Origin of the sequence: Janthinobacterium sp. SUN176, from assembly GCF_030587335.1 — a bacterium.
Lineage (GTDB): Bacteria > Pseudomonadota > Gammaproteobacteria > Burkholderiales > Burkholderiaceae_D > Janthinobacterium > Janthinobacterium kumbetense.
The window spans coordinates 3,263,374-3,288,515 of sequence record NZ_JAPWIA010000001.1 but is presented as its reverse complement, the minus strand read 5'-3'; the positions used below and the strand labels follow the sequence as shown (position 1 = coordinate 3,288,515).

23 protein-coding genes and 2 tRNA genes are annotated in these 25,142 nt (G+C 64.9%); 7 read left to right on the top strand and 18 right to left on the bottom strand.

Features of this window, described 5'->3' with window-relative positions; all coding sequences use genetic code 11:
• Nucleotides 1–280: 280 nt before the first annotated feature.
• A complete protein-coding gene (locus O3299_RS14845; RefSeq protein WP_305062587.1) occupies nucleotides 281–832 on the top strand; it encodes a PEP-CTERM sorting domain-containing protein in 552 nt (183 codons plus the stop codon).
• Nucleotides 833–924: 92 nt separating this feature from the next.
• Here O3299_RS14845 and O3299_RS14840 read toward each other — a convergent pair whose 3' ends face one another.
• The 3 genes from O3299_RS14840 to O3299_RS14830 all read right to left on the bottom strand — a co-directional run bounded on the left by O3299_RS14840 (nucleotide 925) and on the right by O3299_RS14830 (nucleotide 5,743).
• Nucleotides 925–3,342 (bottom strand): TonB-dependent siderophore receptor, encoded by a 2,418-nt coding sequence (locus tag O3299_RS14840; RefSeq protein ID WP_305062586.1) that lies wholly within the window; start codon nucleotides 3,340–3,342, stop codon nucleotides 925–927.
• 295 nt (nucleotides 3,343–3,637) lie between these two features.
• Nucleotides 3,638–4,684 (bottom strand): aldo/keto reductase, encoded by a 1,047-nt coding sequence (locus tag O3299_RS14835; RefSeq protein ID WP_305062585.1) that lies wholly within the window; start codon nucleotides 4,682–4,684, stop codon nucleotides 3,638–3,640.
• 9 nt (nucleotides 4,685–4,693) lie between these two features.
• Nucleotides 4,694–5,743 carry a quinone-dependent dihydroorotate dehydrogenase gene (locus O3299_RS14830; RefSeq protein ID WP_099666807.1) on the bottom strand — a complete coding sequence of 350 codons (1,050 nt, stop codon included), beginning with the start codon at nucleotides 5,741–5,743 and terminating at the stop codon, nucleotides 4,694–4,696.
• Nucleotides 5,744–5,946: 203 nt separating this feature from the next.
• On the opposite strand from O3299_RS14830, the gene O3299_RS14825 reads away from it, so the two are divergent.
• Nucleotides 5,947–9,258, top strand: a complete 3,312-nt coding sequence (locus O3299_RS14825; protein WP_305062584.1) for a S41 family peptidase — start codon at nucleotides 5,947–5,949, stop codon at nucleotides 9,256–9,258.
• A gap of 43 nt (nucleotides 9,259–9,301) precedes the next feature.
• Here O3299_RS14825 and O3299_RS14820 read toward each other — a convergent pair whose 3' ends face one another.
• From O3299_RS14820 to O3299_RS14810, 3 genes are read right to left on the bottom strand one after another with little or no spacing between them, the layout of a single operon-like run.
• Nucleotides 9,302–10,024: an arginyltransferase gene (locus O3299_RS14820; RefSeq protein ID WP_099666809.1), complete on the bottom strand. Its 723-nt coding sequence runs from the start codon at nucleotides 10,022–10,024 to the stop codon at nucleotides 9,302–9,304.
• 60 nt (nucleotides 10,025–10,084) lie between these two features.
• On the bottom strand, nucleotides 10,085–10,801 hold the full coding sequence (gene aat, locus O3299_RS14815; protein ID WP_305062583.1) for a leucyl/phenylalanyl-tRNA--protein transferase: 717 nt from the start codon (nucleotides 10,799–10,801) through the stop codon (nucleotides 10,085–10,087).
• A 30-nt stretch (nucleotides 10,802–10,831) separates the two neighbouring features.
• Nucleotides 10,832–11,410 carry an NUDIX hydrolase gene (locus O3299_RS14810; protein WP_099666811.1) on the bottom strand — a complete coding sequence of 193 codons (579 nt, stop codon included), beginning with the start codon at nucleotides 11,408–11,410 and terminating at the stop codon, nucleotides 10,832–10,834.
• A 201-nt stretch (nucleotides 11,411–11,611) separates the two neighbouring features.
• Here O3299_RS14810 and O3299_RS14805 point away from each other — a divergent pair.
• Nucleotides 11,612–11,688 (top strand) — tRNA-Met (locus O3299_RS14805).
• A 163-nt stretch (nucleotides 11,689–11,851) separates the two neighbouring features.
• A tRNA-Met gene (locus O3299_RS14800) sits at nucleotides 11,852–11,928 on the top strand.
• 59 nt (nucleotides 11,929–11,987) lie between these two features.
• Here O3299_RS14800 and O3299_RS14795 read toward each other — a convergent pair.
• Entirely contained in the window at nucleotides 11,988–12,776 is a 789-nt protein-coding gene (locus O3299_RS14795; RefSeq protein ID WP_305062582.1) for a helix-turn-helix transcriptional regulator, read from the bottom strand.
• A gap of 110 nt (nucleotides 12,777–12,886) precedes the next feature.
• Here O3299_RS14795 and O3299_RS14790 point away from each other — a divergent pair, with 110 nt between their 5' ends.
• Complete coding sequence (locus O3299_RS14790) at nucleotides 12,887–14,092, top strand: MFS transporter (protein WP_305062581.1); 1,206 nt, start codon at nucleotides 12,887–12,889, stop codon at nucleotides 14,090–14,092.
• Here O3299_RS14790 and O3299_RS14785 read toward each other — a convergent pair.
• Both O3299_RS14785 and O3299_RS14780 read right to left on the bottom strand, forming a co-directional pair.
• A complete protein-coding gene (locus O3299_RS14785) occupies nucleotides 14,089–16,395 on the bottom strand; it encodes a xanthine dehydrogenase family protein molybdopterin-binding subunit (RefSeq protein WP_305062580.1) in 2,307 nt (768 codons plus the stop codon). The two genes, O3299_RS14790 and O3299_RS14785, sit on opposite strands and share 4 nt — an antisense overlap.
• Nucleotides 16,392–16,868: a (2Fe-2S)-binding protein gene (locus tag O3299_RS14780; protein WP_289903870.1), complete on the bottom strand. Its 477-nt coding sequence runs from the start codon at nucleotides 16,866–16,868 to the stop codon at nucleotides 16,392–16,394. The genes O3299_RS14785 and O3299_RS14780 overlap by 4 nt, the downstream gene beginning before the upstream one ends.
• 152 nt (nucleotides 16,869–17,020) lie before the next feature.
• Between O3299_RS14780 and mug the strand changes: the two genes are divergently transcribed.
• Nucleotides 17,021–17,542: a G/U mismatch-specific DNA glycosylase gene (gene mug / locus O3299_RS14775; protein ID WP_305062579.1), complete on the top strand. Its 522-nt coding sequence runs from the start codon at nucleotides 17,021–17,023 to the stop codon at nucleotides 17,540–17,542.
• Between the two features lie 43 nt (nucleotides 17,543–17,585).
• On the opposite strand, the gene O3299_RS14770 is transcribed toward mug, so the two are convergent.
• The 5 genes from O3299_RS14770 to O3299_RS14750 all read right to left on the bottom strand — a co-directional run bounded on the left by O3299_RS14770 (nucleotide 17,586) and on the right by O3299_RS14750 (nucleotide 21,340).
• Complete coding sequence (locus O3299_RS14770; RefSeq protein WP_305062578.1) at nucleotides 17,586–18,371, bottom strand: anti-sigma factor; 786 nt, start codon at nucleotides 18,369–18,371, stop codon at nucleotides 17,586–17,588.
• On the bottom strand, nucleotides 18,368–18,889 hold the full coding sequence (locus tag O3299_RS14765) for an RNA polymerase sigma factor (RefSeq protein WP_305062577.1): 522 nt from the start codon (nucleotides 18,887–18,889) through the stop codon (nucleotides 18,368–18,370). Before O3299_RS14765 ends, O3299_RS14770 begins: the two co-directional genes overlap by 4 nt.
• Before the next feature lie 21 nt (nucleotides 18,890–18,910).
• Nucleotides 18,911–19,282 carry a hypothetical protein gene (locus O3299_RS14760; RefSeq protein WP_305062576.1) on the bottom strand — a complete coding sequence of 124 codons (372 nt, stop codon included), beginning with the start codon at nucleotides 19,280–19,282 and terminating at the stop codon, nucleotides 18,911–18,913.
• Nucleotides 19,283–19,339: 57 nt separating this feature from the next.
• Nucleotides 19,340–20,263: a DNA-3-methyladenine glycosylase gene (locus tag O3299_RS14755; protein ID WP_305062575.1), complete on the bottom strand. Its 924-nt coding sequence runs from the start codon at nucleotides 20,261–20,263 to the stop codon at nucleotides 19,340–19,342.
• Nucleotides 20,264–20,332: 69 nt separating this feature from the next.
• Nucleotides 20,333–21,340: an XdhC family protein gene (locus O3299_RS14750; protein ID WP_305062574.1), complete on the bottom strand. Its 1,008-nt coding sequence runs from the start codon at nucleotides 21,338–21,340 to the stop codon at nucleotides 20,333–20,335.
• 100 nt (nucleotides 21,341–21,440) lie between these two features.
• Here O3299_RS14750 and O3299_RS14745 point away from each other — a divergent pair, with 100 nt between their 5' ends.
• Complete coding sequence (locus O3299_RS14745; RefSeq protein ID WP_162835767.1) at nucleotides 21,441–21,581, top strand: hypothetical protein; 141 nt, start codon at nucleotides 21,441–21,443, stop codon at nucleotides 21,579–21,581.
• Between the two features lie 82 nt (nucleotides 21,582–21,663).
• On the opposite strand, the gene O3299_RS14740 is transcribed toward O3299_RS14745, so the two are convergent.
• The 4 genes from O3299_RS14740 to lspA all read right to left on the bottom strand — a co-directional run bounded on the left by O3299_RS14740 (nucleotide 21,664) and on the right by lspA (nucleotide 25,126).
• Nucleotides 21,664–22,767 (bottom strand): M48 family metallopeptidase, encoded by a 1,104-nt coding sequence (locus O3299_RS14740; RefSeq protein WP_305062573.1) that lies wholly within the window; start codon nucleotides 22,765–22,767, stop codon nucleotides 21,664–21,666.
• Between the two features lie 137 nt (nucleotides 22,768–22,904).
• Nucleotides 22,905–23,354 carry a dUTP diphosphatase gene (gene dut, locus O3299_RS14735; RefSeq protein WP_251350695.1) on the bottom strand — a complete coding sequence of 150 codons (450 nt, stop codon included), beginning with the start codon at nucleotides 23,352–23,354 and terminating at the stop codon, nucleotides 22,905–22,907.
• A 30-nt stretch (nucleotides 23,355–23,384) separates the two neighbouring features.
• A complete protein-coding gene (gene coaBC, locus O3299_RS14730) occupies nucleotides 23,385–24,605 on the bottom strand; it encodes a bifunctional phosphopantothenoylcysteine decarboxylase/phosphopantothenate--cysteine ligase CoaBC (protein WP_099666824.1) in 1,221 nt (406 codons plus the stop codon).
• Between the two features lie 17 nt (nucleotides 24,606–24,622).
• Nucleotides 24,623–25,126, bottom strand: a complete 504-nt coding sequence (gene lspA / locus O3299_RS14725) for a signal peptidase II (protein ID WP_077407922.1) — start codon at nucleotides 25,124–25,126, stop codon at nucleotides 24,623–24,625.
• Nucleotides 25,127–25,142: the final 16 nt, after the last annotated feature.

Below are 25,142 nucleotides of genomic sequence, written 5' to 3'. Positions count from 1 at the left end.
CGTTGCCGCAGGGCTACACCGCTATCTGGCATGTGCCGATCTGCAACAATCCTGCTGCCAGGAGCGGCGCCCGGACATGGCAGGGAGGGCGGCATGCCCCGCGATAGCAGGCACCGGCCATAAATCGATAAGGCCAATTGAAAATGCCAATGGTAAAAATTGTTTCTTTTATTGCATTTCTATTTCCTGAATGATATCTTTTGCTCTGCGATGTGAAAGTGATAGAAAAATAATTAATATTGCAATTATTGAAATATTTATATCAGGGGAATATATGAACATGACCAAACGTGCGTTGCTGGGTCTTTGCCTGACCGCTGCGGCTTGCCTGGCGCCATTGGCCCAGGCGGCGAGCTGGGTGGAAATCACCGATCCTGCCATGACGGGCTTTTCGGTGGGCGGCAAGACCGTCACCTATGGCAGCGTGGCAGCGGACTCGGTCTGGGTCTATGACGGCGCCAACCCGCCCGGCGCGCAAAGCGCGGCCGCCATCCAGAGTTTGGTCAGCAGCACGTTTGGCCTGCCGTCCAGCGGTACCGGCTCCTTGGTCTTTGCCGCCCAGGGCGACTTGGCCAGCAGCAATTCTGGTTCGTTCACCGTCAACTCCAGCGTCGACTACCTGGCCGTGCATTATGGCCGTGGCGAACTGTTGTTCCACTGGGACACGCCGCTGGCCGCCAATACGGTTGTCACCATTGCCAACCTGCCGCGTGGCCTGAGCAATTTCCGCGCGTTCAATTCGGTTTCGGCAGTGCCTGAGCCAGCGACCTACGGCATGCTGATGCTGGGCATTGGCCTGGTCGGATTTGCCGCGCGCCGCCGCCGCGCCTGAGCCTGCAGCGCCTGAGGGCGCATGCGCTGACGCATGAAAAAAAAGCCTGGAAACGCGATGCGTTCCAGGCTTTTTGCATGGCAGAGTGCCATTTACCAGCTATAGCCGGCCTTGGCGTAGTAATAGCGGCCGTTGAAGCCGTTCGGCGCGAAGCCGCTGTACGGCTGGGTGCCGCCATTGTTGAAGTTGCCCACGCTGGTGACTTGGTCAGGATAGCGGTTGGTGACGTTGTCGATGCCGGCCACCAGGCGCCAGTTCTTGCCCAGTTTCACGGAACCGGACACGTCCAGCACCCATTGCGGATCGTAATGCTGGTCTTGCAGGGCATTGTTTTGCGGCACGATGAAACTGCCGTAGCGCGTTACGACGCCGTGCGCATTCCAGATGCCGACGCTGTAGTCGGCGGCCAGGCTGAACTTGTCCTTTGGCGAACCGACGGTGGCGCGCTGGATGGTCTGGCGGTCGATCAGTTTCAGGTCGTTGGCCGTCAGGATGGCCGGATTGTCCGCCAGTTTCTGTACCGAGGTCTTGTTGTGGTTGTAGGCCACGGTCAAGTCCAGGCGGTCCTTGTCCTGCAAGTCGATGCGGTAGGTGCTGACGATATCCACGCCTTCCGTGCGCGTATCGACGGCGTTGGTGAAATAGCGTCCTGCGCCCACCGGCGTGCCTTGCGCGGCGAGGATGTTTTTCAAAGTAGTGCTGAGTATCAGATTGGAGGAAAACAGGATGCGGTCATCGATGTCGATGCGGTAGGCGTCGATCGTCGTCGTGAAGTTGCGCGTGGGCTGGAATTGCAGCCCCAGGCTGTAGTTGCGGGCTTTCTCCGCCTTCAGGTCCTGTGCGCCCAGTGCGCGCGCCTGCGGCGTGTTGACGGCAAAGGTGCCCGTTTCGATGGCCGTATTCGTGCCATTGATGACCTGGAAGTTGGTGGTGGTGATGGTGTAGTACTGCTGCGCCAGCGATGGTGCGCGGAAGCCGCTCGACACGGTGCCGCGCAGGGACAGGGCGTCCGTGAAGGCATAGCGGGCCGAACCCTTGGCTGAGGTGGTGCTGCCGAAATCGCTGTAGCGCTCATGGCGCAGGGCCACGCCGCCGGACAGTTTTTTCGTCGCTTCCGCTTCCAGGTTGACGTAGATCGATTCATTGTGGCGGCTGTGGCTACCCGCGTTTTCGGGACGGAAGCCGGCAAAGCCCTGCGAACCGGTACCGGTATACGATGCTTGCTCGCCAGCGCCGATCGTGTATTTTTCATGGCGCGCTTCGGCGCCCACGGCCACCGTCAGCGGCCCCGTAAAGTAAGCGACGGGAAATTCGCGCGCCGCGTCGAGATTCAGGACGGTCTGCTCATTTTTCAGCGAGCCCACATAAAAGTGCGTGGGGCTGGCGGCAGCCAGGTCGAAATTGACGGTATTGTCGAGATCCAGCTTGAACTTGTTGCTGCCGTAATTCAGGCTGGCATCCCAACGCCAGCCGGCCGCCTCGCCGCGCAAGCCTGTCACCAGCGACTGGTCGGTCAGGGTGCTGTTCTGGATCGGCAGGAAGCCTTCGGGGAAGATCGACGAGCGGGTGACGTATTGTCCATTTTTGTCCTTCACCAGGCCTGCGCGCCAGGTGGCGCCGGCCGAGGTGTCGCGCTGGCCGTAGCCGCCGAAGGCATACCAGTCGAGGTTGTCGCCGAGATGGTATTCGCTGTTGATGAAGACGGTAGCCGGTTTGCTCTCGGCATCGCCGTAGCGCAGGTTGACCTTGCCGTAGCGCGGTTCCAGCGGGTTGCTGAAATCGCGGCCGGCGCGGTTGGTGGGACCGCGATCGGCCACTTCCGCCGAGACGCGCACCCAGCCGTCGTCGCCCAGGGCAAAGCCGGCCGAACCCTTGATGGATTTCTGCTTGCCGTCGCGCTCCTGCGTCTGGCCATAGCCCACTTCGACGTCGCCGCCGGCCGCGCCTTTTTTCAGGATGATGTTGATCACGCCGGCAATCGCATCGGAACCGTACTGGGCCGCCGCGCCATCGCGCAGCACTTCCACGTGGTCGATGGCGGCCAGGGGGATGGCGTTCAGGTCGACAGGCGCCGAGCCGCGGCCCAGGGTGCCGTTGACGTTGACGACGGCCGACGTGTAGCGGCGCTTGCCGTTCACCAGCACCAGGGTCTGGTCGGGCGACAGGCCGCGCAGCTGGGCAGGGCGCACGGCGTCGCTGCCATCGGCACCCGTCGGACGGGGGAAGTTCATCGATGGCAGCAGGCGCGCCAGCACGGTGGCCAGTTCGGCCGAGCCCGTGCTTTGCAGGTCGCGCGAGGTGAGGATGTCGATCGGCGATTCGGAATCGATGGTGCGGCGGTTCTTGGCGAAGGTGCCGGTGACAACCACCGATTGCAATTCGCCTTCGGCCGGCAGCTCTTGCTGCGCTTGCGCCTGCATGGGCAGGCTGAAGCAGGCGATCAGGCTGGCGGCGATAACGGTTTTCACGGGCAGGGCGGGAAGCTGGGAGCGGGCGTTGCTTGAACTCATCGACGATATCTCTTCGGTTGGTGGTTACGCGGACCATGGCGGTCCGACGATGAAATCAGATTAACAGTGGGCACGTGGCGTGCTTACGAATCGTTCTGTCTATCGATATGCAATAAATATCTGAAACACGTCAACATGGCGCGAGTAGCGCATATGGCCTCGTTTCCAGCATACGACCGGGCAAGGCAAGGCCGCAATGCTGCACAGCAGTAAATTGCCAGCTGTTGTATAAATACGACTATTGCGACGAGAGGGGGGAGCCTGGCGGCGGCATGCGCCGCCAGACGCAGGGCGGTTACTGCCCCGGATTGGGCGCGCTGGCGTGGATGGCGTCGACGGCCGCCACCAGTTCCGGCGACAGGGTGACTTGATGGGCGTCGATATTTTGCTGCAACTGCTCCACGCTGGTGGCGCCGATGATGGTCGAGGCCACGAACCAGCGCGTGTAGCACCAGGCCAGCGCCAGTTGCGCCGGCGTCAAGCCGTGCGCGCGGGCCAGCGCCGCATACTGGCCGGCGGCCGCGATGGTGGCGGGGCGCACGTAGCGGGGGCTCCAGCCGGCCGGAAAGCGCGTCAGGCGGCCCTTGGCCTGCGGATCGTCGAGGTATTTCGCCGTCAGCTGGCCGAACGCCAGCGGGCTGTAGGCCAGCAAGCTGACATTTTCCCGGTGGCAGGTTTCGTCGAGCAAACTCGTCTCGAAATGGCGCGCCGTCAGGTTGTACAGGTTCTGGATGGAGGCGATGCGCGGCAAGCCCTTCAGTTCCGCCTGCTTGATGTATTCGCAGACGCCCCACGACGATTCGTTCGACACGCCGATGTGGCCGATCTTGCCTTCCTCGACCAGCTTGCCCAGCACGGCCAGCGTGTCTTCGATGGCGACGCAAGCGTGCTCCTTGCGCGGGTTGTACACGCTGGCGCCGAAGATGGGCAGGTTGCGGCTGGGCCAGTGCAATTGATACAGGTCAATGTGCTCCGTCTGCAGCCGGCGCAAGCTGTCTTCGACGGCGGCGCGGATGTTGACCGCGTCGTGGTCCGTCTTGCCCTTGCGTATCCAGTGCATGCGCGAATTCGGCCCGGCCACCTTGCTGGCCAGCACGATGTTGCCGCGCTTGCCGCTTTTCTTCAGCCAGCTGCCGATGTGGCGCTCGGTGCTGCCCTGCGTTTGCGCGCTGGCCATCACCGGATACATCTCGGCCGTGTCGATGAAGTTGATGCCCCGTTCCAGCGCGTAATCGAGCTGGCTGTGCGCTTCGGCTTCCGTGTTCTGTTCGCCGAAGGTCATCGTGCCCAGGCAGATCCTGCTGACTTCCAGGCTGCTGGTACCCAGCTTGACCTTTTCCATGCGCCGTCCTTAGCGGGCCTGCTTGCCGTGCAGCGCGCGCGCGCAATCCTTGATCAGCGCGGGACCGGCGTAAATCAGGCCGCTGTACAGCTGCACCAGTTGCGCGCCCGCCTCGAACTTGGCCACGGCGTCGCTGCCCTGCATGATGCCGCCCACGCCGATGATGGGCAGCGCGTCGCCCAGTTCCGCCTTCAGCAGGCGGATGACATTGTTCGACAGCTCGAACACGGGCGCGCCCGACAGGCCGCCCGCTTCCGCGCCGTGCGGCATGCCTTCGACGGCGCTGCGCGACAGGGTCGTGTTGGTGGCGATGACGCCGTCGATCTGGTGGCGCGTGAGCGACTCGGCGATGCTCTTCACCTGTTCGCCATCCATGTCCGGCGCGATTTTCAGGGCCAGCGGCACGTAGCGCTTGTGCTTGTCCGCCAGGCGCGCCTGGGCATCTTTGAGCTGCGACAGCAGGGCGTCGAGTTCCGACGCGCCCTGCAGCTGGCGCAAATTCTTGGTGTTCGGCGACGAGATGTTCACCGTCACATAGCTGGCGTAGGGGTAGACTTTTTCCAGGCACAGCAGGTAGTCGTCGGCCGCGCGCTCGATGGGCGTGTCGGCGTTCTTGCCGATGTTCAGGCCCAGTACCCCAGCGCGGTTCTGGTAGAACTTCGACGCCTGCACGTTGGCGACAAACGCGTCCACGCCGCCATTGTTAAAGCCCATGCGGTTGATGATGCCCTGCGCCTGCGGCAGGCGGAACATGCGCGGTTTCGGATTGCCCGCCTGCGCGCGCGGCGTGACGGTGCCCACTTCGATGGAGCCAAAACCCAGGTCGGCCAGCGCGTCGATATAGGCGCCGTCCTTGTCCAGGCCGGCGGCCAGGCCGACCGGGTTCGGGAAGGTGATGCCCATCACCGTGCGCGGGTCCGCCGCCGGTTTGCCGGCCAGCTTCGTCAGGCCCAGCGCGCTGGCGCGTTTCAGGGCGGGCAGGGTGAGATGGTGGGCCGCTTCGGCATCCATCGAAAACAGCAAGGGGCGGGCGAGGGAGTACAGGAATTTTTCAGACATGGGGCGCTTTGAGTAGGTATGCGGGCTGCCGGGAAGGGCTGGCGGCGCGCGAAATAAGTGGCGTATTTTACCGTGTTCCGCGCGGCTGCCGGGTGTATAGTTCTTGTTGGTCTAATGCAATATTGAATCCTTGCTAATTCGCATTCGACCGTGGACCTTCCTGTTTTTTCTTTGTTCTGTTGACTTCATAAGCGAGACATCGATTGAAAAAGACACGCATCCTGACCGCCATCGCAGCCGCCAGCGCACTGCTGCTGAGCCATCCGGCCCTGGCACTGCCCAATACGCAAGACACCCGCATGCTGAGCGAACCGGCCGTCTCCAGCCGCCACATCGCCTTCATCTATGCGGGCGACGTATGGCTGTCGAACCTGGACGGCGGCGGCGCGCGGCGCCTGACCTCCGACCTGGGCGACAAATCGAACCCCGTGTTTTCGCCCGACGGCAGCCTGATCGCGTATAGCGCGAACATCGACGGCAATGTCGACGTGTATGTGATCGCGGCTGCCGGCGGCGTGCCGCGCCGCCTGACCTTCCACCCGGGTGTTGATCTGGCGCAATCGTTCACCCCCGATGGCCAGTCCGTGATGTTCACCTCGCCCCGCGCCGCCTTCAACAACCGCTTCCAGAAGCTGTTCACGGTGCCGGTGGCGGGCGGCGTGGAAACGCAGCTGGAAATCCCCAACGCGTCGCGCGCCACGTATTCTCCCGATGGCCAGCGCATCGCCTACAACCCGCTGGCGCCCGCCTTCAAGCAGTGGAAGCGCTACCGGGGCGGCACCAATTCCTGGCTGTGGCTGTTTTCGTCCAGCGACAAATCGATTGAAAAAATCCCCCAGCCGACGACGCGCTCGAACGACGTCGATCCGATGTGGATCAAGGATACCGTGTACTTCCGCTCGGACCGCAACGGCGAATTCAACCTGTTTGCCTACGACGTCAAGACGAAAGCCGTGCGCCAGTTGACGCAGCACAAGGATTTCCCCGTGCTGAACGCGTCGGCGGCGAACGGCACCATCGTCTACGAGCAGGCCGGTTATCTGCACTCGCTCGACATCGCCAGCGGCCAGGCGCACAAGCTGGCCATCGCCGTGGCCAGCGACCTGGGGCAGGCGCGCCCCCGCTGGGTCAAGAACGCGAAATACATCCGCGACGCATCGATTTCGCCGTCGGGCGCGCGCATCGCCTTCGAATACCGGGGCGAGATCGTCACCATCCCCGCCGACAAGGGCGACGTGCGCAACCTGACGCAGACGGCCGGCGCCCACGAGCGCACGCCGATCTGGTCGCCCGATGGCCGCTCGGTCGCGTATTTCTCGGACGAGTCGGGAGAATATGAACTGCATGTGCGCTCGCAGGACGGCAAGGGCGCCGTGAAAAAGCTCAAGCTCAATGGCAGCGGTTTCTATGACAGCGCCGTCTGGTCGCCCGACAGCCGGAAGATCGTGTTTGCCGACAATGGCTGGAGCATGTATGTGATCGATGTCGGCAACGGCAAGGTGCAAAAAATCGCCACGGAGCCGATGTATGGCGTCGACAAGAGCATGCGCGCCTCGTGGGCGCCCGATTCGCGCTGGCTGGCCTATACGCTCAATTCTCCCACCTACACGCGCAGCGCCTACATCTATTCCGTCGAGCAGAACAAGTCGATGCCCGTGACCGACGGCTTGTCCGACGTGGCCCAGCCCGTGTTCGACAAGAGCGGCAAATACCTGTACTTCTTCGCTTCGACGAATGCTGGCCCCAGCAACAACTGGTTCTCGCAGCAGAACGAAGACAATCTGGTGACGCGCACCGTGTGGATGGCCGTGCTGCGGCGCGACCTGCCGTCGCCCCTGATCAAGGAAAGCGACGAGGAAAAGGCCGCCGGCGCGGAGAGTAAAAAAGACACGGCGAAGGGGGAAGCGGAAGCGAAGAGCGAGCCGAAGGTCGACCCGAAGACGGGGCGCGACGACCCGAAAGTGGTCGTGGCGCCGGTGGCGCCGATCCACATCGATTTCGACGGCATCGCCACGCGCATCGTCGACTTGCCGCTGCCGGCCGCGCAATTCTCCAGCCTGACGGCTGGCGCTGCGGGGCAAATCTTCCTGCTGCGCGAAAGCGACGGCAAGAAGGCCGTGCAGCGCTTCGATCTGAAGGAGCGCAAGGCGGAAACCGTGGTGGCGGAAGCCGATGATTTCGAAGTCTCGGCCGACGGCAAGAAGCTGCTGTATCGCCAGAAGGACAATTGGGCCATGGGGTCGGCCACGGGCAAGCTGCTGGCGCCAGGCGAGGGCAAGATCAAGGTCGACGCCATCGAAGTGAAGGCCGATCCGCGCGCCGAATGGACGCAGATTTTCAACGAGGTGTGGCGCATCAACCGCGATTATTTCTATGACCCGGGCATGCATGGCGTGGACTGGAAGGCCATGCGCGACAAGTACGCCGTCTTCCTGCCCGAGCTGTCCAGCCGCGCGGACCTGAACCGGTTGATACAGTGGATGTGCAGCGAACTGGCCGTGGGCCACCACCGGGGCGGCGGCGGCGACGATTTTATCGAGGCGAAGAAGGTGCCGGGGGGCTTGCTGGGCGCCGATTATGAAGTGCGCGACGGCCATTACCGCTTCAAGAAGGTGTATGGCGGCTTGAACTGGAATCCGGCCCTGCGCGCGCCGCTGACGGAGCCGGGCCTGAACGTCAAGGCGGGCGAATACCTGCTGGCCGTCGACAGCCGTCCTTTGCTGCCGCCGACGAATATCTACAGCGCCTTCGAGAACACGGCCGGCAAGGCCGTCGACCTGACCGTGGGACCGTCGGCCGACGGCAAGGGCGCGCGCACGATCACCGTGGTGCCCGTCCCGACCGAGGATGCCTTGCGCAACCGCGACTGGATCGAAGGCAATATGCGCAAGGTCAATGCGGCCACGGGCGGCAAGGTGGCGTATGTGTACGTGCCGAACACGGCGGGGCTGGGCCATACCTACTTCAAGCGCTATTTCTTCCCGCAGGCGGACAAGCAGGCCATCATCGTCGACGAGCGTTTCAACGGCGGCGGCAGCGTGGCCGATTACTACATCGAGATCCTGCAGAAGAAGGAAATCGCCTGGTGGACCATGCGCTATGGCGCCGACATGAAGACGCCGTCCGCGTCGATCCAGGGGCCGCGCGCCATGCTGATCGACGAGACGGCCGGTTCGGGCGGCGACCTGCTACCGTGGATGTTCCGCAAAAACAACATGGGCCCGCTGATCGGCAAGGCGACGTGGGGCGGCCTGGTGGGCGTACTGGGCTTCCCCGTGCTGATGGACGGCGGCTTCATCACGGCGCCGAACCTGGCGTTCTGGACGCGCGAGAATGGCTGGGGCGTGGAAAATGAAGGCGTGCCGCCCGATATCGACGTCGAGCAAACGCCGGCCGACGTCATCGCCGGACGTGATCCGCAGCTGGAAAAGGCGATCGAGGTGATCCAGGCCGAACTGGCGAAGAACCCGCCCGTGCAGCCCAAGCGTCCTGCGTTTCCGGACAAGAGCAGGTAAGCCGGTACGGCAGGCATGAAAAAAGGGGCGCAAGCCCCTTTTTTTACAGGATGACCCACTGCCCCTTGATGCGCGCCTCCAAGGGTTTGAAATTGATTTTATACGCCATCTTCGGGCTTTGCTTTATCCAGTAGCCCAGGTAGATGTAGGGCAGGCCCAGTTCGCGCGCTTGGGCGATTTGCCACAGCACGTTGTAGGTGCCGTAGGAGGCGCCCGGCACGTCCGGATCGAAAAAGGTGTAGACGGACGACAGGCCGTCGGCCAGCACGTCGATGATGCTGACCATGCGCAGGATGCCTTCGGCATCGCGAAACTCCACCAGGCGCGTGTTGACCCGGCTTTGCAGCAGGAATTGCGCGTACTGGTCGCGGCTGTCCTGGTCCATGCCGCCGCCCGCGTGGCGCGTGCTCTGATAGCGCAGGTACAGCTCGTAGTGCTCGTCGAGGAAGGACAGGGTGGCCACGCCCGCCTGCAGGTCGGCGTGGCGGCTCCAGGCGCGGCGCTGGTTGCGGTTCGGGGTGAACTCGCCCGTCACGACGCGCACGGGTATGCAGGCCTGGCAGCCATCGCAATACGGGCGGTAAGTAAAAATGCCGCTGCGGCGAAAGCCGTTGCGCACCAGTTCCGAATACACGTCGCTGTTGATCAGGTGCGAGGGCGTGGCCACCTGCGAGCGGGCCTGGCGGTCGTCCAGGTAGCTGCACGGGTAGGGCGCCGTCGTGTAGAACTGCAGGGTGGCAAACGGTAGTTCGTTCAGGTGCGTCATGCTGATCCTGTCTGGTCTGTCCGCGGCAATGGAAGTCTGCGTGGAGATATCATAGCTTTTTTATGCCCGCGGTGCAGCCTGCCAATCCGTGATTTGCGCTGCTTCAATGGCGACGCGCACGTGGGCCAGGAAGCGCGCGCGCGAAATGGGCGCCGCGCCCAGCGACGCCAGGTGTCTTGTTTCTTGCTGGCAGTCAATCATGGCCACGCCGCGCGCCTGCAAAAAGCGCACGAGGTGCGCCAGCGCGATCTTCGAGCCATCCGTCACGCGCGCGAACATCGATTCGCCATAGAACATGCGCCCGATCGACACGCCATACGCGCCGCCCACCAGTTCCCCGTCCAGCCACAGTTCCGACGAGTGCGCGTAGCCCAGCTTGTGCAAGCCCGTGTAGCCGGCGATGATTTCATCGGAAATCCACGTGCCCGGGCCATCCTTGCGCGGCGCCGCGCAGGCGCGCATGACGGCGTCGAAATCGCCGTCGAAACGCAGCTGCCAGCGCCCGTCCGTGGCGGCGCTGCGTTCGACCTTGCGGATCGCCTTGGCCAGGCTGTCGGAGACCTTGAAATGCTCCGTCATCAGCACCATGCGTGGATCGGTGCTCCACCACAAAATAGGCTGGCCTTCGGAAAACCAGGGGAAGATGCCGCGCCGGTAGGCGTCGAGCAGGCGCGCGGGCGACAGGTCTGCGCCGGCCGCCAGCAGGCCGGGCGCCTCGTCGGTCAGGGCGCGCGAGACGTCGGGGAACGGGGTGTGGATGTCGAGCCAGGGAATCATGCGGCGTCAAAGGTGGCAGGTGAGGGGAGCTTATTCTGCATCCGTGCGCGCCATCGGGCGCGTGATGTCGCCCGTATGGACGCCGTAGCTGCCGCCTTCGCGGATTTTCACGCGGTCGGCAAAGAACAGTTCCAGGGTGGCGCGGATGGTGGGAAAGGCCAGGTCGTCCCAGGGAATCTGCGCTTCCGTAAACAGCTGCACGTCCAGGCTTTCGATGCCCGGCGCGAAATCGAGGTCGCGCAGGCGCGCCAGGTAGAACAGGTGCACCTGGTGCACGCGCTGCACGTTCAGCAGCGAGAACAGGGGCCCCAGTTCGATATTGGCGCCCGCTTCCTCCACCGTTTCGCGCTCGGCCGCATCGGACGTCGTTTCATCGTTTTCCATGAAGCCCGCCGGCAGGGTCCAGTAGCCCAGGCGCGGCTCGATGGCCCGTTTGCACAGCAAGACCTGCAACTGGCCATCCTCTTCCCAGACGGGAATCGAGCCGACCACCATTTTCGGGTTCTGGTAATGGATGGCGTCGCAGTTGGCGCACACATAGCGTGGACGGTTGTCGCCTTCCGGGATGGACAGGCTGACAGGATGGGCGCATTCGGAGCAGAATTTCATGGGCGGGCTTAGGAAAAGAATGATGTCTAGTGTAACGCTTACTGTACACCGCTTACTGTACACCGATTGCGTGCGGCGTGGCGTGACGGGCGGACACAATGCCAATCGGCAATTGGCCGGGGTTTTTAATTAAATAGCTCTATTGCAGCCTAAGTTGAGATAGCTATTGCCTAAGCCACCCGTTTGCCCTTATAATTCTTGTGCGGGGTGGAGCAGTCTGGCAGCTCGTCGGGCTCATAACCCGAAGGTCACAGGTTCAAATCCTGTCCCCGCAACCAATACCGGAAAGCCGCTGATTCTTGCAAAAGATCGGCGGCTTTTTTCATTTCCGCCTGGCGCACCCCATCATCTGCCTATCGGCAATCTTCGCGAGGCGGGGCGCGCATGCAATTGTCAAATCTTGCCCTTTACGCCTCGCAACAATCTGGTATATAATTCTGCTGCGGGGTGGAGCAGTCTGGCAGCTCGTCGGGCTCATAACCCGAAGGTCACAGGTTCAAATCCTGTCCCCGCAACCAATTCGAAGCCGCTGATTCCTCGCAAGAGGGTCAGCGGTTTTTTCGTTGTGCGGCGGTGTTTACTCTAGCAGCTGGCGCGCATACACGACCAGCCGCAGGTGGCGGTCCGCATCGATGGTCAGCGAGGTGTGCTCATACGCGATGCCTTCGCCGCCGACGTCCAGGCAGCGCACGCCGGCACATGGCGCATGCACGTCGTGGCGGCGCCACCACAGCTTGAATTCGGGCGAGACTTTTTCCAGTTCGTCCACCAGCGCATGGATGTCCGCTTCCTGCGTGGCGCGCGCATAGTCGCGGCGAAAGCTCGACAGCATCAGCGGCGCCTGCTCTTCCCAGCCGATGAAGCGCGAGCGCAGCAGCGGATCGGTAAACAAGAGCCACAGCAGATTGCGCCGCGCCGGCACATGCGCGCCGAAGCCGAACAGGGCGTCCGCGCCCGCATTGAACGCCAGCACGTCCCAGCGCAGGTTGAGCACATACGCGGGATGCGCCAGTTCGTGCATCAGGCGGCGCACCAGCGGCGGCACCACGCAAAACGTCTTGCCTTCTTCGGCCGGCGGACGCGCATGCGCGAGCAGGAACAGGTGGCGGCGTTCGCCCGCATCGAGTTTCAGCACTTCGGCCAGCTTGTCGAGAAAGGCGCTGGAGACGCCGATGTCGCGCCCCTGCTCCAGCCAGGTGTACCAGGTCAGTCCCACGCCGGCCAGCGCCGCCACTTCTTCGCGGCGCAAGCCGGGCGTCCTGCGCCGCCCGCCGCCGGGCAAACCCACGTCTTCCGGCGACAGGCGTGCGCGGCGCGCCTGCAGGTAGGCGGCCAGTTCGTGGCGGGTGCGGGCCAAAGTGCGCATGGTGCTGCCTTTCAGGTAAGCCTGTTGCTATCAGTAATAGCATAAACAGTTAAATTGTAATTGTTTATATTGTATTCCAGAATGCCTGCTTTCTTCCCGAAGGCTTGCCCATGTCCGATTATTCTTCTCACGCCAGTACTGGCACTTCCGCCGCCGTGCTGCCCGCCACCGTCTACCTGATCGCCGTGGGCGCGTTCGCGCTGGGCATGGCGTCGTATGTGACGGCAGGCCTGATGCCGATGATCGCCGGCGCGTTTTCCGTTTCCCTGGCGATGGCGGCGCAGCTGGTGACGGCGTTTACCCTGGCCTATGGCCTCGGCTCGCCGCTGATGGTGGCTTTGCTGCCGGCGCGCGCGCAGCGCTCCGGCCTATTGATCGCCCTGGGCGTGTTCGTGCTGGCGAACGGGGCCAGCGCGCTGGCGCCCGGTTTCAGCGGTTTGCTGGCATGGCGCGCCATCGCCGGCATCGGTGCGGGCGTGTACCTGGCGCTGGGCATCGCGGCGGCGGCCGGCGTGTCGGCGCCCCAGCAGCGGGGCAAGGCCATCGGCGCGATCATGGGCGGCATGGCGGGCGGCACGGTGCTGGGCGTGCCTTTGAGTTTGCTGCTGGCGCAGCAGCTGGGCTGGGCCGCGGCCCTGTGGCTGGTGGCGCTTCTCGGTGCGCTGGCGCTGGCGGGCTTGCTGTGGAAGCTGCCCGCGCTGCCTGCCGCATCGTCCGCGCCGGCCATTTCGCTGCGCCGCAAGCTGGCCTTGCTGGCCGACGGGCAGGTGCTGGCCATCCTGCTCGTGTCGCTGCTGGCGGCCATCGCCAGCCTGGGCATGTACACCTTCATCGCGCCGCTGCTGGCGTGGTCGGCGCAGGGCTTGGCGATCTCCGCGACGCCCTTCCTGTGGGCGTGGGGCGTGGGGGGGATCGTTGGCAGCGTGCTGGTCGGGCCATGGGCGGACAAGGTGGCGGCGCCGAAACTGACCTGGCTCATCTTGCTGCTGCTGGCGCTCGCCTTGGGCGCGCTGCCGCTGGCGGCCGGCTGGTCGGCCTGGCTGATGCTGGCGCCTATCGTGCTGTGGGGCGCGGCTGGCTGGGCCCTGCAAGTGCCGCAAAACCAGCAACTGCTGGCCGTGCGTGCGCGCCAGGGCGACGGCAACCTTGCCATCGCCCTCAACGAATCGGCGCTATACCTGGGCAGCGCCATCGGCGCCGCCACGGGCGGGGTGCTGCTCCTGCTGGACTGGCCCATGTGGCTGCTGGCGGCCGGCGCCGCCCTGGTCGCCGCCGCAGCGTTGCTGCTGCAGTTGCCGGCGGCGCGGCGCGGCTAGCCTTTCTTCGCCAGTTGCATGCCCACGGGCAGGGCGCGGATGCGCTTGCCCGTGGCGGCGAAGATGGCGTTGCACAGGGCGGGCGCGATGGGCGGCGTGGCCGGCTCGCCCACGCCGCCCAGCTCCATGTCCAGGGTGCCCGGCACCAGGTGCGTGTGGATCACGCGCGGCGCGTCGGCCGCGCGCAGCACGGCGTAGTCGTGGAAATTGCTTTGCTCGACCCGGCCATTTTTAAAGCTGATTTCGCCGCTCATGGCCAGGGACAGGCCCATGATGCAGGCGCCCTCGATCTGCGAGCGCACGCGGTCCGGGTTGATCTGCGGGCCGCAATCCATGGCGATGTCGACCCTCGGCACGATGACTTCGCCGGCCGCATTGATCTCCACTTCGATCACGGCCGCCACATAGGTGACGAAACTGTAGGACACGGCCAGACCCAGGCCCCGTCCCTTGGGCAGCTTGCGGCCCCAGCCCGCCTTGGCCGTCGCCAGCTCGATCACGTGGCGCATGCGGCCGATATCGACCGGATACTTCGCCGGATCTTCGCCATAGTTCCAGCCGTCGGACAGGTCGGCCGGGTTGATCTTGCGCGCGGGACCCAGGAGCGCCAGCAGGTAGTCGCGGTGGTCCTTCTTCGCCGCATGCGCCAGTTCGGCCGTGAACGACTGGATGGCAAACGCGTGCGGGATGTTCGACACGGAACGGAACCAGCCGATGCGCGTGTGGGCCGGCACTTCCGGCACCTCGACGCGGATGTTCGCAATGGCGAACGGCACGTTGATGGCCGACATGCCCAGTTCGAACGGCGCCTGCTTGTTCGCGCCGGCGGCGAAGGTCGACGTGATGGTGGGCGCGGCCGTGCGGTGCAGCCAGGCCGTCGGCATGCCTTTCGCATCGAGCGACGCTTCCAGCCGTTCGACCGATACCGTATGCAGGTAGTCGTGCTGCAGGTCGTCGTCGCGCGTCCACGTCAGCTTGACGGGCGCGCCATCCATGGCTTTCGACAGCAGCGCCGCCTCGACGGCGAAATCGGGTTTCGATTTGCGCCCGAAGCCGCCGCCGAGCAGGGTCACGTGGACGGTCACGTCGTCATACGTCAGGCCCAGGGCCTTGGCCACGTTGCTGCGCGTCGCCTGCGGCGCCTGCACGCAGGCCCATACTTCGGCCTTGCCGTTGGCGATGCGCACGGTGGCGGCGGGCGGCTCCATGGTGGCGTGGGCCAGGTGGGGCAGATAGTACTCGGCGCTGAATTTGCGCGCGGCGGGAGCGGCGGCCAGCGTCGCCACCGTCTTGCCCTGGTCGCGCGCCGGGCTGGCCGGCTGGCGCACGGCCGCTTCCAGCGTCTTGCGGAAGGCCTTCGAATCGTAGCCGCCGTTCGGGCCATCTTCCCATTCCAGCACCAGCGCTTCGCGGCCCTTGATGGCGGCCCAGGTGTTGCTGGCGATGACGGCCACGCCGCCCAGGGGATTGAACATGGCCGGCGGCGGGCTGCCCGCCAGTTCGACGATGCGCAGCACGCCCGGCACTTTCAGGGCCGCCGTCTTGTCCACGCTTTTCAGCTTGCCGCCGAAGACGGGCGGACGGGCGATGACGGCGTACGCCATGCCATCGAGGCGCGTGTCGATGCCGAAGTGGGTGTTGCCCGTGACGATGTCGTGCAAGTCGATGCCGCGCGTGCTGGTTTGCCCGATGTAGCGCAGCTCGCCCGCCGTTTTCAGGCTGATGCGCGCGCGTGGCGGCACGGGCAACTTGGCCGCGTCTTCGGCCAGCGCCCCGAAGGACAGCGAGCGTCCGCTGGCCGCATGCACGACCGCGTGATTGACGGCTTTCACTTCGGTGACGGGTACGTCCCAGCGCACGGCGGCCGCCGTTTCCAGCATCAGGCGCGCCGTGGCGCCCACGTGGCGCATGGCGCGGAACGAGTGGCGCATGCTGCGCGAACCGTCCGTATCCTGGCTGCCGTAGCGCGCTTCGTCGGCGGGCGCCTGCTGCACGCGCACCTGCGCCCAGTCGGCGCCCAGTTCGTCGGCCGCCACCATGGGCAGGCTGGTGCGGATGCCCTGGCCCATTTCGGAGCGGTGCGCCACGATGGTGACGATGCCGTCGGCGCCGATCGACAGGAAGACCAGGGTGTCGTCGACCACGCCGCCAGCCATATTGTCGCCGCCGTATTTGACGGCATCGGCCGCCATCACGAGGCCGGAAGGGCCGGCCACCAGGGTCAAGCCGGCCAGCGCGCCAGCGGCCTTGAGCCAGTTGCGCCGCGCAGGCGAATGTGCGGCGGCAGTGTCATGGATGCTCATTTGGCCGCTCCTTTTGCGTGGATGCTGCTTGCAGCCTGCTTGATGGCCGCATGGATGCGCGTGTAGGTGCCGCAGCGGCAGATATTGCCGCTCATCGCTTCGCGGATTTGCTGGTCGTTCGGTCTTGGCGTCTTGTGCAGCAGGGCCGTGGCCGACATGATCTGCCCGGCCTGACAGTAACCGCATTGTGGCACGCCGTGTTCCTGCCAGGCTTGTTGCAGCGCAAGGCCGACCTTGTCTTCGCCCACCGCTTCGATGGTGGTGATCTTCTTGCCGGCGGCGGCCGACATGGGCGTCACGCAGGAGCGGATGGCTTCGCCATCGAGGTGCACGGTGCAGGCGCCGCACAGGGCCATGCCGCAGCCGAATTTGGTGCCGGTCATGCCCAGTTCGTCGCGCAGGGCCCACAGCAGGGGCGTGTCTTCAGGCAGTGCAAGGTCGTGCTGCTTGCCATTGATGGTCAGGGTCGTCATGTGTATTCCTCGGAGTGGGGATGGTGCGGGACAGCGCGACGGCCATCCGCCAAACGGATTAGCTCATCAGTAGGGGATGGTAGCACCGGTCGCCCTGCGCTGCAGGAGATGGCGGCGGTGGCATACTGCGGCTTCTGATATCGGAGTTTTCCATGACATACCTCACAACGGCGCCGGGCTTGCCCGACATCCTGGCTCCCGGCTTGCAGGTGGTTTTTTGCGGCCTCAATCCCGGCGTGGATGCGGCGGCGGCCGGCCACCATTTTCTCGGCCGCGGCAACCGCTTCTGGCCCGTGCTGCACCTGGCCGGGTTCACGCCGCACCTGGTGGCGCCGCAGGACGATGCCAGCGTGCTCGGTTTCGGGCTGGGCTTGACGGCGGCCGTCGGGCGCCCGACCAGCCGCGCGGACCAGGTGGGGGCGGACGAATTTGCGCAAGCGGCGGCGGGCCTGCGGCACAAGCTGGCATGGGCGCAGCCGCAGTGGATCGCCTTCCTGGGCAAGGCCGCCTACGCGGCGATGACGGGAAAACGCCAGCTGGCGTGGGGCGAGCAGTCAGAGCGCTTCGGCGGCGCGCGCGTGTGGATCTTGCCCAATCCGAGTGGCCTCAATCGCGGTTATTCGAAGGAGCGGCTGGTCGACGCGTATGCGGAACTCAAGCGCGCGCTGGGCTGATGCCGGGCTGGCGTTCAGCGCACTTGCGCATGGATGAAGGGGCTTAGCGGGCTTGCTCCAGCTGCGCGTACACGGCGTCGGCGATCTTGCCCAGTTCCCGTTTGGGCAGGCTCGCCGAGAGGGCATAACCGAGCTGGCCGTCGATCCAGTAAAACACGCTCAGATCCTTTTCCTGCGTATAGCGGAAAGCCGTTTCCTGCCTGCCCGCCCGTTCCTTGGCCACGTACAGGGTCAGGCGCTTGCCACCGCCATCTTCGTACATGAATTGCGCCACGGGACCGTCGCCATCGCCGGGCAGCAAGCGCCCGCCGATCAGATGATAGCCGAGTGGCGACAGCGCGGGCGGCTGCAGTTGCGTGCCCAGGCGTTTCGACAGCCATTGCACCAGGTGCGCTTCCTGCGCCGCGCCCACTTCGACGGGGTGGCGTACTTCGGGCGTGTAGACGGCATGGGCGATGGCGGCGCTGCGCGCCAGGGTGAGGGGGCTGGCGCTGGCGGTCGTGCCGTCGCCGCCGCGCAGCAGCCAGCCACCCGCGCCGCCGGCGATGAGCAGCACGATGGCCGCTGCCGCCTGCATGGCGGGGCGACGCCAGGCGCCGTTCGCCGCCGCTGGCGATGCCGCCTGCCGCAGGGCCGGCGGCACGGCGTCGTCCAGCACGGGATCGAACAGGGCGCGCAATTGCCGGTTCTGTTCGCGCCACGCATCCACCCTGGCTGCGTCCTCGGGATGCGCGCGCAGGTGGGCGTCGATGGCCGCGCGCTGCTCCTCGGGCAGGACGCCGTCGGCCAGGGCGTGCAATTGCGCTTCGCTGATGGCTTGCGTTGTCATTTCACGACTTTCAGGGTAGGGGCGCCATGGCTGCCGGCGGGGCGGCCGTCGAGCAGTTCGCGCAGCCGCTCGCGCCCGCGCGACAGCCGCGACATGACGGTGCCGATGGGGATGCCCAGCGTGGACGCCACCTGCTCGTACGGCATCTGTTCCAGCGCGACGAGCAGGATGACTTCGCGCTGCCCCAGCGGCAAGCGGGCCAGCGCCGCGTCCATTTCGCCGATGGCGATGGCCTGCCCTGGCGCGCGCTCCGGCGCGGGCAGCAGGGCGTCGTCGTCGAGTTCCTGCAGCGCCAGGCCGGGGCGGCGCAGTTGATCCACATGCAGGTTATGCATGATGGAAAACAGCCAGGGCCGCATCTCGCCACCGCGCTGCCACTGGTCGAACTTGCGCCAGGCCCGCTCCACGGTGTCCTGCACCAGGTCGTCCGCGTGCGCGGCGCCCGCCAGCGCGCGCGCATAGCGGCGCAGGCCGGGCAGGCAGGCTTGCAGCTGGCGGCTGTCCTCTTGCGTGGTCATCGTGGCGGCGGGATGGCGTGCTTAAGGCTTGACGATGTGCCACACGTTCTTGAAATTGTCGCCGGCCGCGTCGCCCGGTTTCTTGTCTTCCTTGTACAGGTACAGGGGCTTGCCCTTGTAGGTCAGCTGCATGGCGCCGTTGTCTTCGCGCTTGATGCTGCCATACGGGGCGGCGGGCGCCGCTTCGGTGGCGATGACGGCGGGCCAGGCCACCAGGCAGCCGCCGCTGCAGGCGCTCTTGCCGTTGTCGGCGACATCCTTGTCGAACACGTACACGGTCATGCCGCTGGCGTTGACCAGCATGCCGTTGGCGGGCATGACGTCGGCGGCAAAGGCCAGCGGGGCGGACAAGGCGGTGCAAAGGGCGGTGGCTGCAAAAGTGGTAAAGCGCATGGTGGTCTCCTTGAGGTTTTGGGGGCTTGCAAGGGATAGACGCGTGCCGCCCGCCGTTTATTCCCCGGCCGGCAAAATATTTTTTTCCGGCGCGTGCAGGCTGGCCCACAGGTGGGCGGCGGCCATGGTGCGGTGCGGCGCGTACTGGCGCAGCCACTGCTCCGTGCGCGCCATGTCCGGCTTGACCTCTTCGCCGAGCAGCTTTTGCAGGGCGGCGCGGATGGCCACGTCGCCGTGCAGCGAGCAGTCGGCATAGCCATAGCCGCGCAGCAGCGCATAGTTGACGGTCCACGGGCCGATGCCCTTCACGGCCAGCAGCGCCTGCGAAATGGCCACCACGTCGCCGGAAGGGGGCAGCTCCAGCGACAGTTCTCCATCGTTGACGAGATGCGCCAGGCGCAGCACGGTTTCCGCCTTGGCACGCGAGAATTTGCGGCTCGTCAAATCCTCGACGGATAGCCGCGCCACGTCGCGCGCCTCCGGGTAGCACCACAAGCCGCTGCCATGCTGGCGTCCCGCCTGCACGATGAAGGTGCGGCGCAGGGAAATGGCGAACGGCAGGTTGATTTGCTGGCCGATGATGGCCCAGGTCAGCGCCTCGAAGGGGCTGGCCGACTGCACGATGCGCAAGCCCGGATTGACGTGGATCAAGGGCGCCAGCAGCGGGTCGGCGGCGGCCAGTTGCGCGAACGGCTGCGGGTCGATGCGCAGGCCGAGGATGTTCAGCAGGGCGCCGTGCAGCGGCGTTTGCAGGTCGGCGACGGTGTCGTCATTGTCGTCGAGGTCTGCCTGGCAGATGGCGGCATCCTGCGTGAACGCCACGTCCAGTACCACGGGGACGCCGGCAAGCAGGATGCCCTTGCGCAGGCCTGTCGGCGTGACTTGCTCCGCCACGGCTTGCGTATCCCGGCTGTGGAAGGCGATGACATCGTCGCGGCGGTAGCCGGCGGGCAGGGGGAGGGTCCAGTGCAGCAGGGTCATGGCGGGCCAAAGTCAGGGAAGGTATCAGGGGGACGATGCTGGCGCATCCCGTTTCTTGCTTTTCACGCTTCAGCGCACGCAGAGGTCAGGGTTGGGCGGCGTCAAGGCGGCCGCGTGCTGGATCTGCAGCGCATCGGGCACGCCGTTTTTCACGGCCGTCAGTTCGGCCAGGATGGAAATGGCGATTTCGGCCGGCGTCTTGCTGCCGATGTACAGGCCGATGGGGGCGTGCAGGCGCGCCAGCTGCTCGGCGCTGACGTCGAACTGCAGCAGCCGTTCGCGCCGCTTGGCGTTATTCGCGCGCGAGCCGATGGCGCCCACGTAGAAGGCGGGCGACTTCAACGCTTCCATCAGGGCCAGGTCGTCGAGCTTGGGGTCGTGCGTGAGGGCGACGACGGCGCTGCGGCTGTCGAGCTTTAATTCCAGCACGAGGTCGTCCGGCATGGCGTGCAGCAGGGGCACGCCCGGTACGTTCCAGCCGCCCCGGTATTCCTCGCGCGGGTCGCAGACGATGACGTGGTAATCCATGGCCGTGGCGATTTGCGCCACGAAGCGCGACAGCTGGCTGGCGCCGATGATCAGCAGGCGCCAGCGCGGGCCGTGCTGCGTGGTGAGCGCCCCGTCGTCCAGGGCCAGCACGGCGCCCGGCGTGGCGCGCTGCAGGGTGACCGCGCCGCTGCGCAGATCGAGGCGGCGCTCGACGAGTTCATGCGCTTCCAGGCGCGCCAGCAGTTCGGCCACGCGGCTGCCCGCGTGCAGCGGCTCGATGGCCAGTTCGATGGTGCCGCCGCAGGGCAGGCCGAAGCGGTGCGCCTCGTCGGCGCTGATGCCGTAGCTGACGATTTCGGGCTGCCTGCGCACGATACCGTGCACGCGCACGGTGTCGATCAAGTCATCTTCGATGCAGCCGCCGGAGACGGAACCGACCACCGTGCCATCGTCGCAGATGGCCAGGGTGGCGCCCACAGGGCGGGGGCTGGAACCCCAGGTCTTGATGACGGTGACGAGTTCGCAGCGGCGGCCGGCGGCGAGCCAGGCGGCGCTGGTTTTCAGAACTTCAAGGTCGATGCTGTCCATGGCGCGCGCGAGTTACATGCCGCATGTTTGCGGCAAAGTATGGAAAAGTATTCAAGATTGTGGATATACTACCTGTTCCACCACCCTGCGGAGAATTTTCATGTCAAATGAAGTCAAGACGCAAGAAGAGGGTATTCCCAAGTTCGGCAAGCTGCTCATTGTCCTGTTCCTAGCCGTGGTGTTCTGCGGTGCCCTGACCTGGATCATGGGCACCTACTTCCCCAACTTCCCGGGAGCCTGAGCAAACCCTGTTTGATCAGGATTGAGCACAGTGAGCATCGCAGACCGCAAAGCGCGACGCGCAGTAGGTTATGGCAGGCGTTCTAAGGCTTCAGCGGTTTCTTCGCCGCCTGCTTGGCGCGCACGTCGGTGACGGCGCGGTTGACGGCGGCCATGCGCGAGTTGGTACCCGGATGCAGCGCCGTGTAGCCGTTGGCGACTGTGGCCGGTACTTGCGTGGCCAGGCGCTGCCAGAAGCGGGCCGCGTTGTCGACGTTGTAGCCGGCGCGCGCCAGCAGGTAGATGGCCAGGGTGTCGGCTTGCACGTCGAGTTCCTGCGGCATGGCCTTGATGCCGGCGGCGCCCGTCAGCATCGACACGTCGGGCTGCACGGCGCCCAGGCTGTCGATGATGCTGCCGGCCGTTCCTGCCGTGCGCTGGCTGCGCGCGTGGTCGAGGATGTTGTGCGCCATTTCGCGGGCGATGACAAAGGCGATGCCTTCGTCGTTTTGCGCCGCATTGACCATGCCGCGCGTGAGCATGATGCGCGCGCCGTCCGAGTAGGCGTTGATATTGTCCGCATTGCCCAGGGCGACGCGGAAGGCGCAGGCGCGTGTGACGGGAATCTTCAGGTCCTGCTGCTGACCGTCGCGGGCGATGGTCATGTTCAGACTTGCGCTTTTCGAGGCCAGCGGGCCGACGATGGCGCCAAACGGACCTTCCGCCTTCGGACCGGCCGGCAGCGGCTTGCCTTCGGCGGCCAGCAAGCCGTCGCCCTTGCGCAAGCCGGCGCGTGCGGCGCCGCTGCCCGGCAAGACGCCGGAGACTTGCATCTGTTCGCCGTAGCCGAGGGCAGCCTGCGCCGCGTCGGCATAGATGCCGGGGTAGGAATACTTGTTCTGCGCCGTGAAGCCCAGCAAGTTGCGCGCATACGTCTTGCACAGGTCCGCATTGTTGATCAGCAGGGGCGCCGAGACTTTCGACAGGCGGTCCTGCAGGGCCACCATCTTCACCAGTTCTTCCTGCGCCGCCTTTTGCTGCGCCGTCGGGGCGGGCGCATCGGGCGCCGGCACCACGTTGAACGGGCCGCTGACATGCGTCGCCGGCGTGGTGCAGCCGGCCAGCATGGCCGCGCCGGCCAGCAGCAGGGGAGTGGCCAGTTGGCGCAGCGAAGTTGGGGCTGTGATCAGATGGCGGAAACCTGGCATGAGACAATCCTTCTTGTAACTCCTGACAAAACCTACTGCGCGGCGCGGGTCGCGGCCTCCGATGCTCACTGTGCATTCGCACAGCTCCGCTTCTCAGCCACAACTCACATCCGCTCGCTACGGTTTGTCAGTCGCTGTTAATGTTTGCCGGTGCTGCCGAAACCGCCAACACCGCGTTCGCTGTCGCCGAATTCCTCGACGACGTTAAAGCCCACTTGCAGCACCGGCACGATAATCAGTTGCGCCAGGCGTTCCATGGGATTGAGCGTGAAAGCGCTCTGGCCCCGGTTCCAGGTCGATACCATCAGCTGGCCCTGATAATCGGAGTCGATCAAGCCTACCAGATTCCCCAATACGATGCCGTTTTTGTGGCCCATGCCGCTGCGCGGCAGGATCATGGCCGCATACGACGGGTCGCCGATGTGGATGGCCAGGCCCGTGGGAATGAGCACGGTCTGGCCGGCTTCGATGGTGATCGCCTCGTCGATGCAGGCGCGCAGGTCCAGGCCGGCGCTGCCTTGGGTGGCGTAGGCTGGCAGCATTTCTTTCATGCGGGCGTCGAGGATCTTGATGTCGATATTTTTCATTAATCTAACTAAGCTAAGTCGTGTAAAAGGTTATTTGAGCAGCGAATTCTTGGCCAGCCGCTTCGAGATTTCCGAAATCAGCTGGCGCGCCAGGTTCAGTTTCGAGGCGCGCGGCAGTACGGTATGGCCTTCCTCGTCGAACAGGATGATGGTGTTGTCATCCTGGCCAAAGGTGTTCTGGCCGATATTGCCGACCAGCAAGGGGATGCCCTTCTTTTCGCGCTTGGTCGAACCGAATTCCACCAGGTTTTCCGATTCGGCAGCAAAACCGACACAGTACGGATAGCCGGCCAGGTTGGTGCGCGCCGCCACGGTGGCCAGGATGTCGGGATTTTGCGCGAACTGCAGTTCCGGCACGGAGCCGTCGGCCTGCTTTTTCATCTTTTGTTCGCTGGCGTTGGCCACGCGCCAGTCGGCCACGGCGGCCACGGCGACGAAGACATGCTGGCCGTCGACGTGGGCGAGTACCGCGTCGTGCATCTGCTGCGCACTTTGCACGTCGATGCGGCGCACGCCGAAGGGGGCGTCCAGGGCCGTGGGGCCGGAAATGAGCAGCACCTCGGCGCCCGCTTCGCGCGCCGCGCGCGCCACCGCATAGCCCATCTTGCCCGAGGACAGATTGGTGATGCCGCGCACGGGGTCGATGGCTTCGAACGTGGGACCGGCAGTGACCAGCACGCGCTTGCCCGCCAATACCTTCGGCTGGAAGGCGGCGATCAGCTCCGTCAGCAGCTGTTCCGGTTCCAGCATGCGGCCCAGGCCCGTTTCGCCGCACGCCTGTTCGCCGGCGGCCGGGCCGAACAGCTTGATGCCGTCGTCGCGCAGCTGCTGCACATTGCGCTGCGTGGCGGGGTTTTGCCACATTTCCACGTTCATGGCCGGCGCCACCAGCAGGGGCAGGTGGGATGGGCGGGCCAGGCACAGGGTCGACAGCAGGTCGTCGCACACGCCGTGCGCCAGCTTGCGCATGAAGTCGGCCGAACACGGCGCGATCAAAATCGCGTCCGCATGGCGCGTCAAATCGATATGCGCCATGTTGTTGGCTATGCGCGCATCCCACTGGCTCGTGTGCACGGGGTGGCCGGACAGGGCCTGCATCGTGACGGCCGTGATGAAGTGGCTGGCCGCATCCGTCATCACCACCTGCACCGAGGCGCCTGCTTTTGTCAGCGCGCGGCACAATTCGGCCGCCTTGTAGCAGGCGACGCCGCCTGAGAGTCCCAGGACGATTTTTTTGCCGGACAGTTCCATGCCGTTCTCCTGCGTGTTTATTTGTTTACCCGGCGCAGTTCATCGATGATGAACAGGGCCGCGCCGATGCAGATGGCGCTGTCGGCGATATTGAAAGCGGGGAAATGGCCCCAGCTTTTCCAGTGGAAGTCGAGGAAATCGACCACGTGGCCGTACATCAGGCGGTCGATGGCGTTGCCCAGCGCGCCGCCGAGGATCAGCGACAGGGCCCAGCAGAACATGCGCTGGCCCGCGTGCTTTTTCAGCAGGTAGATGATGTAGATGGCGGCCGCCAGGGCGATGCCGGTGAAGAAATAGCGCTGCCAGCCGCCCTGGTCGGACAGGAAGCTGAATGCGGCGCCTTTGTTATACGCGAGCACCAGGTTGAAATACGAGGTGATGACCATTTCCTGCGCATAGCGGAAGGTCTTCAGGATCGTGATCTTGGTGATCTGGTCGAACAGGATGACGATGGCGGCAATGCCCAGCCACAGCGTCAGCGGCGATTGCGGTTTCGATGAAAAACGGTTTTTAGTGGCCATATTTTTCCAGGGAAGA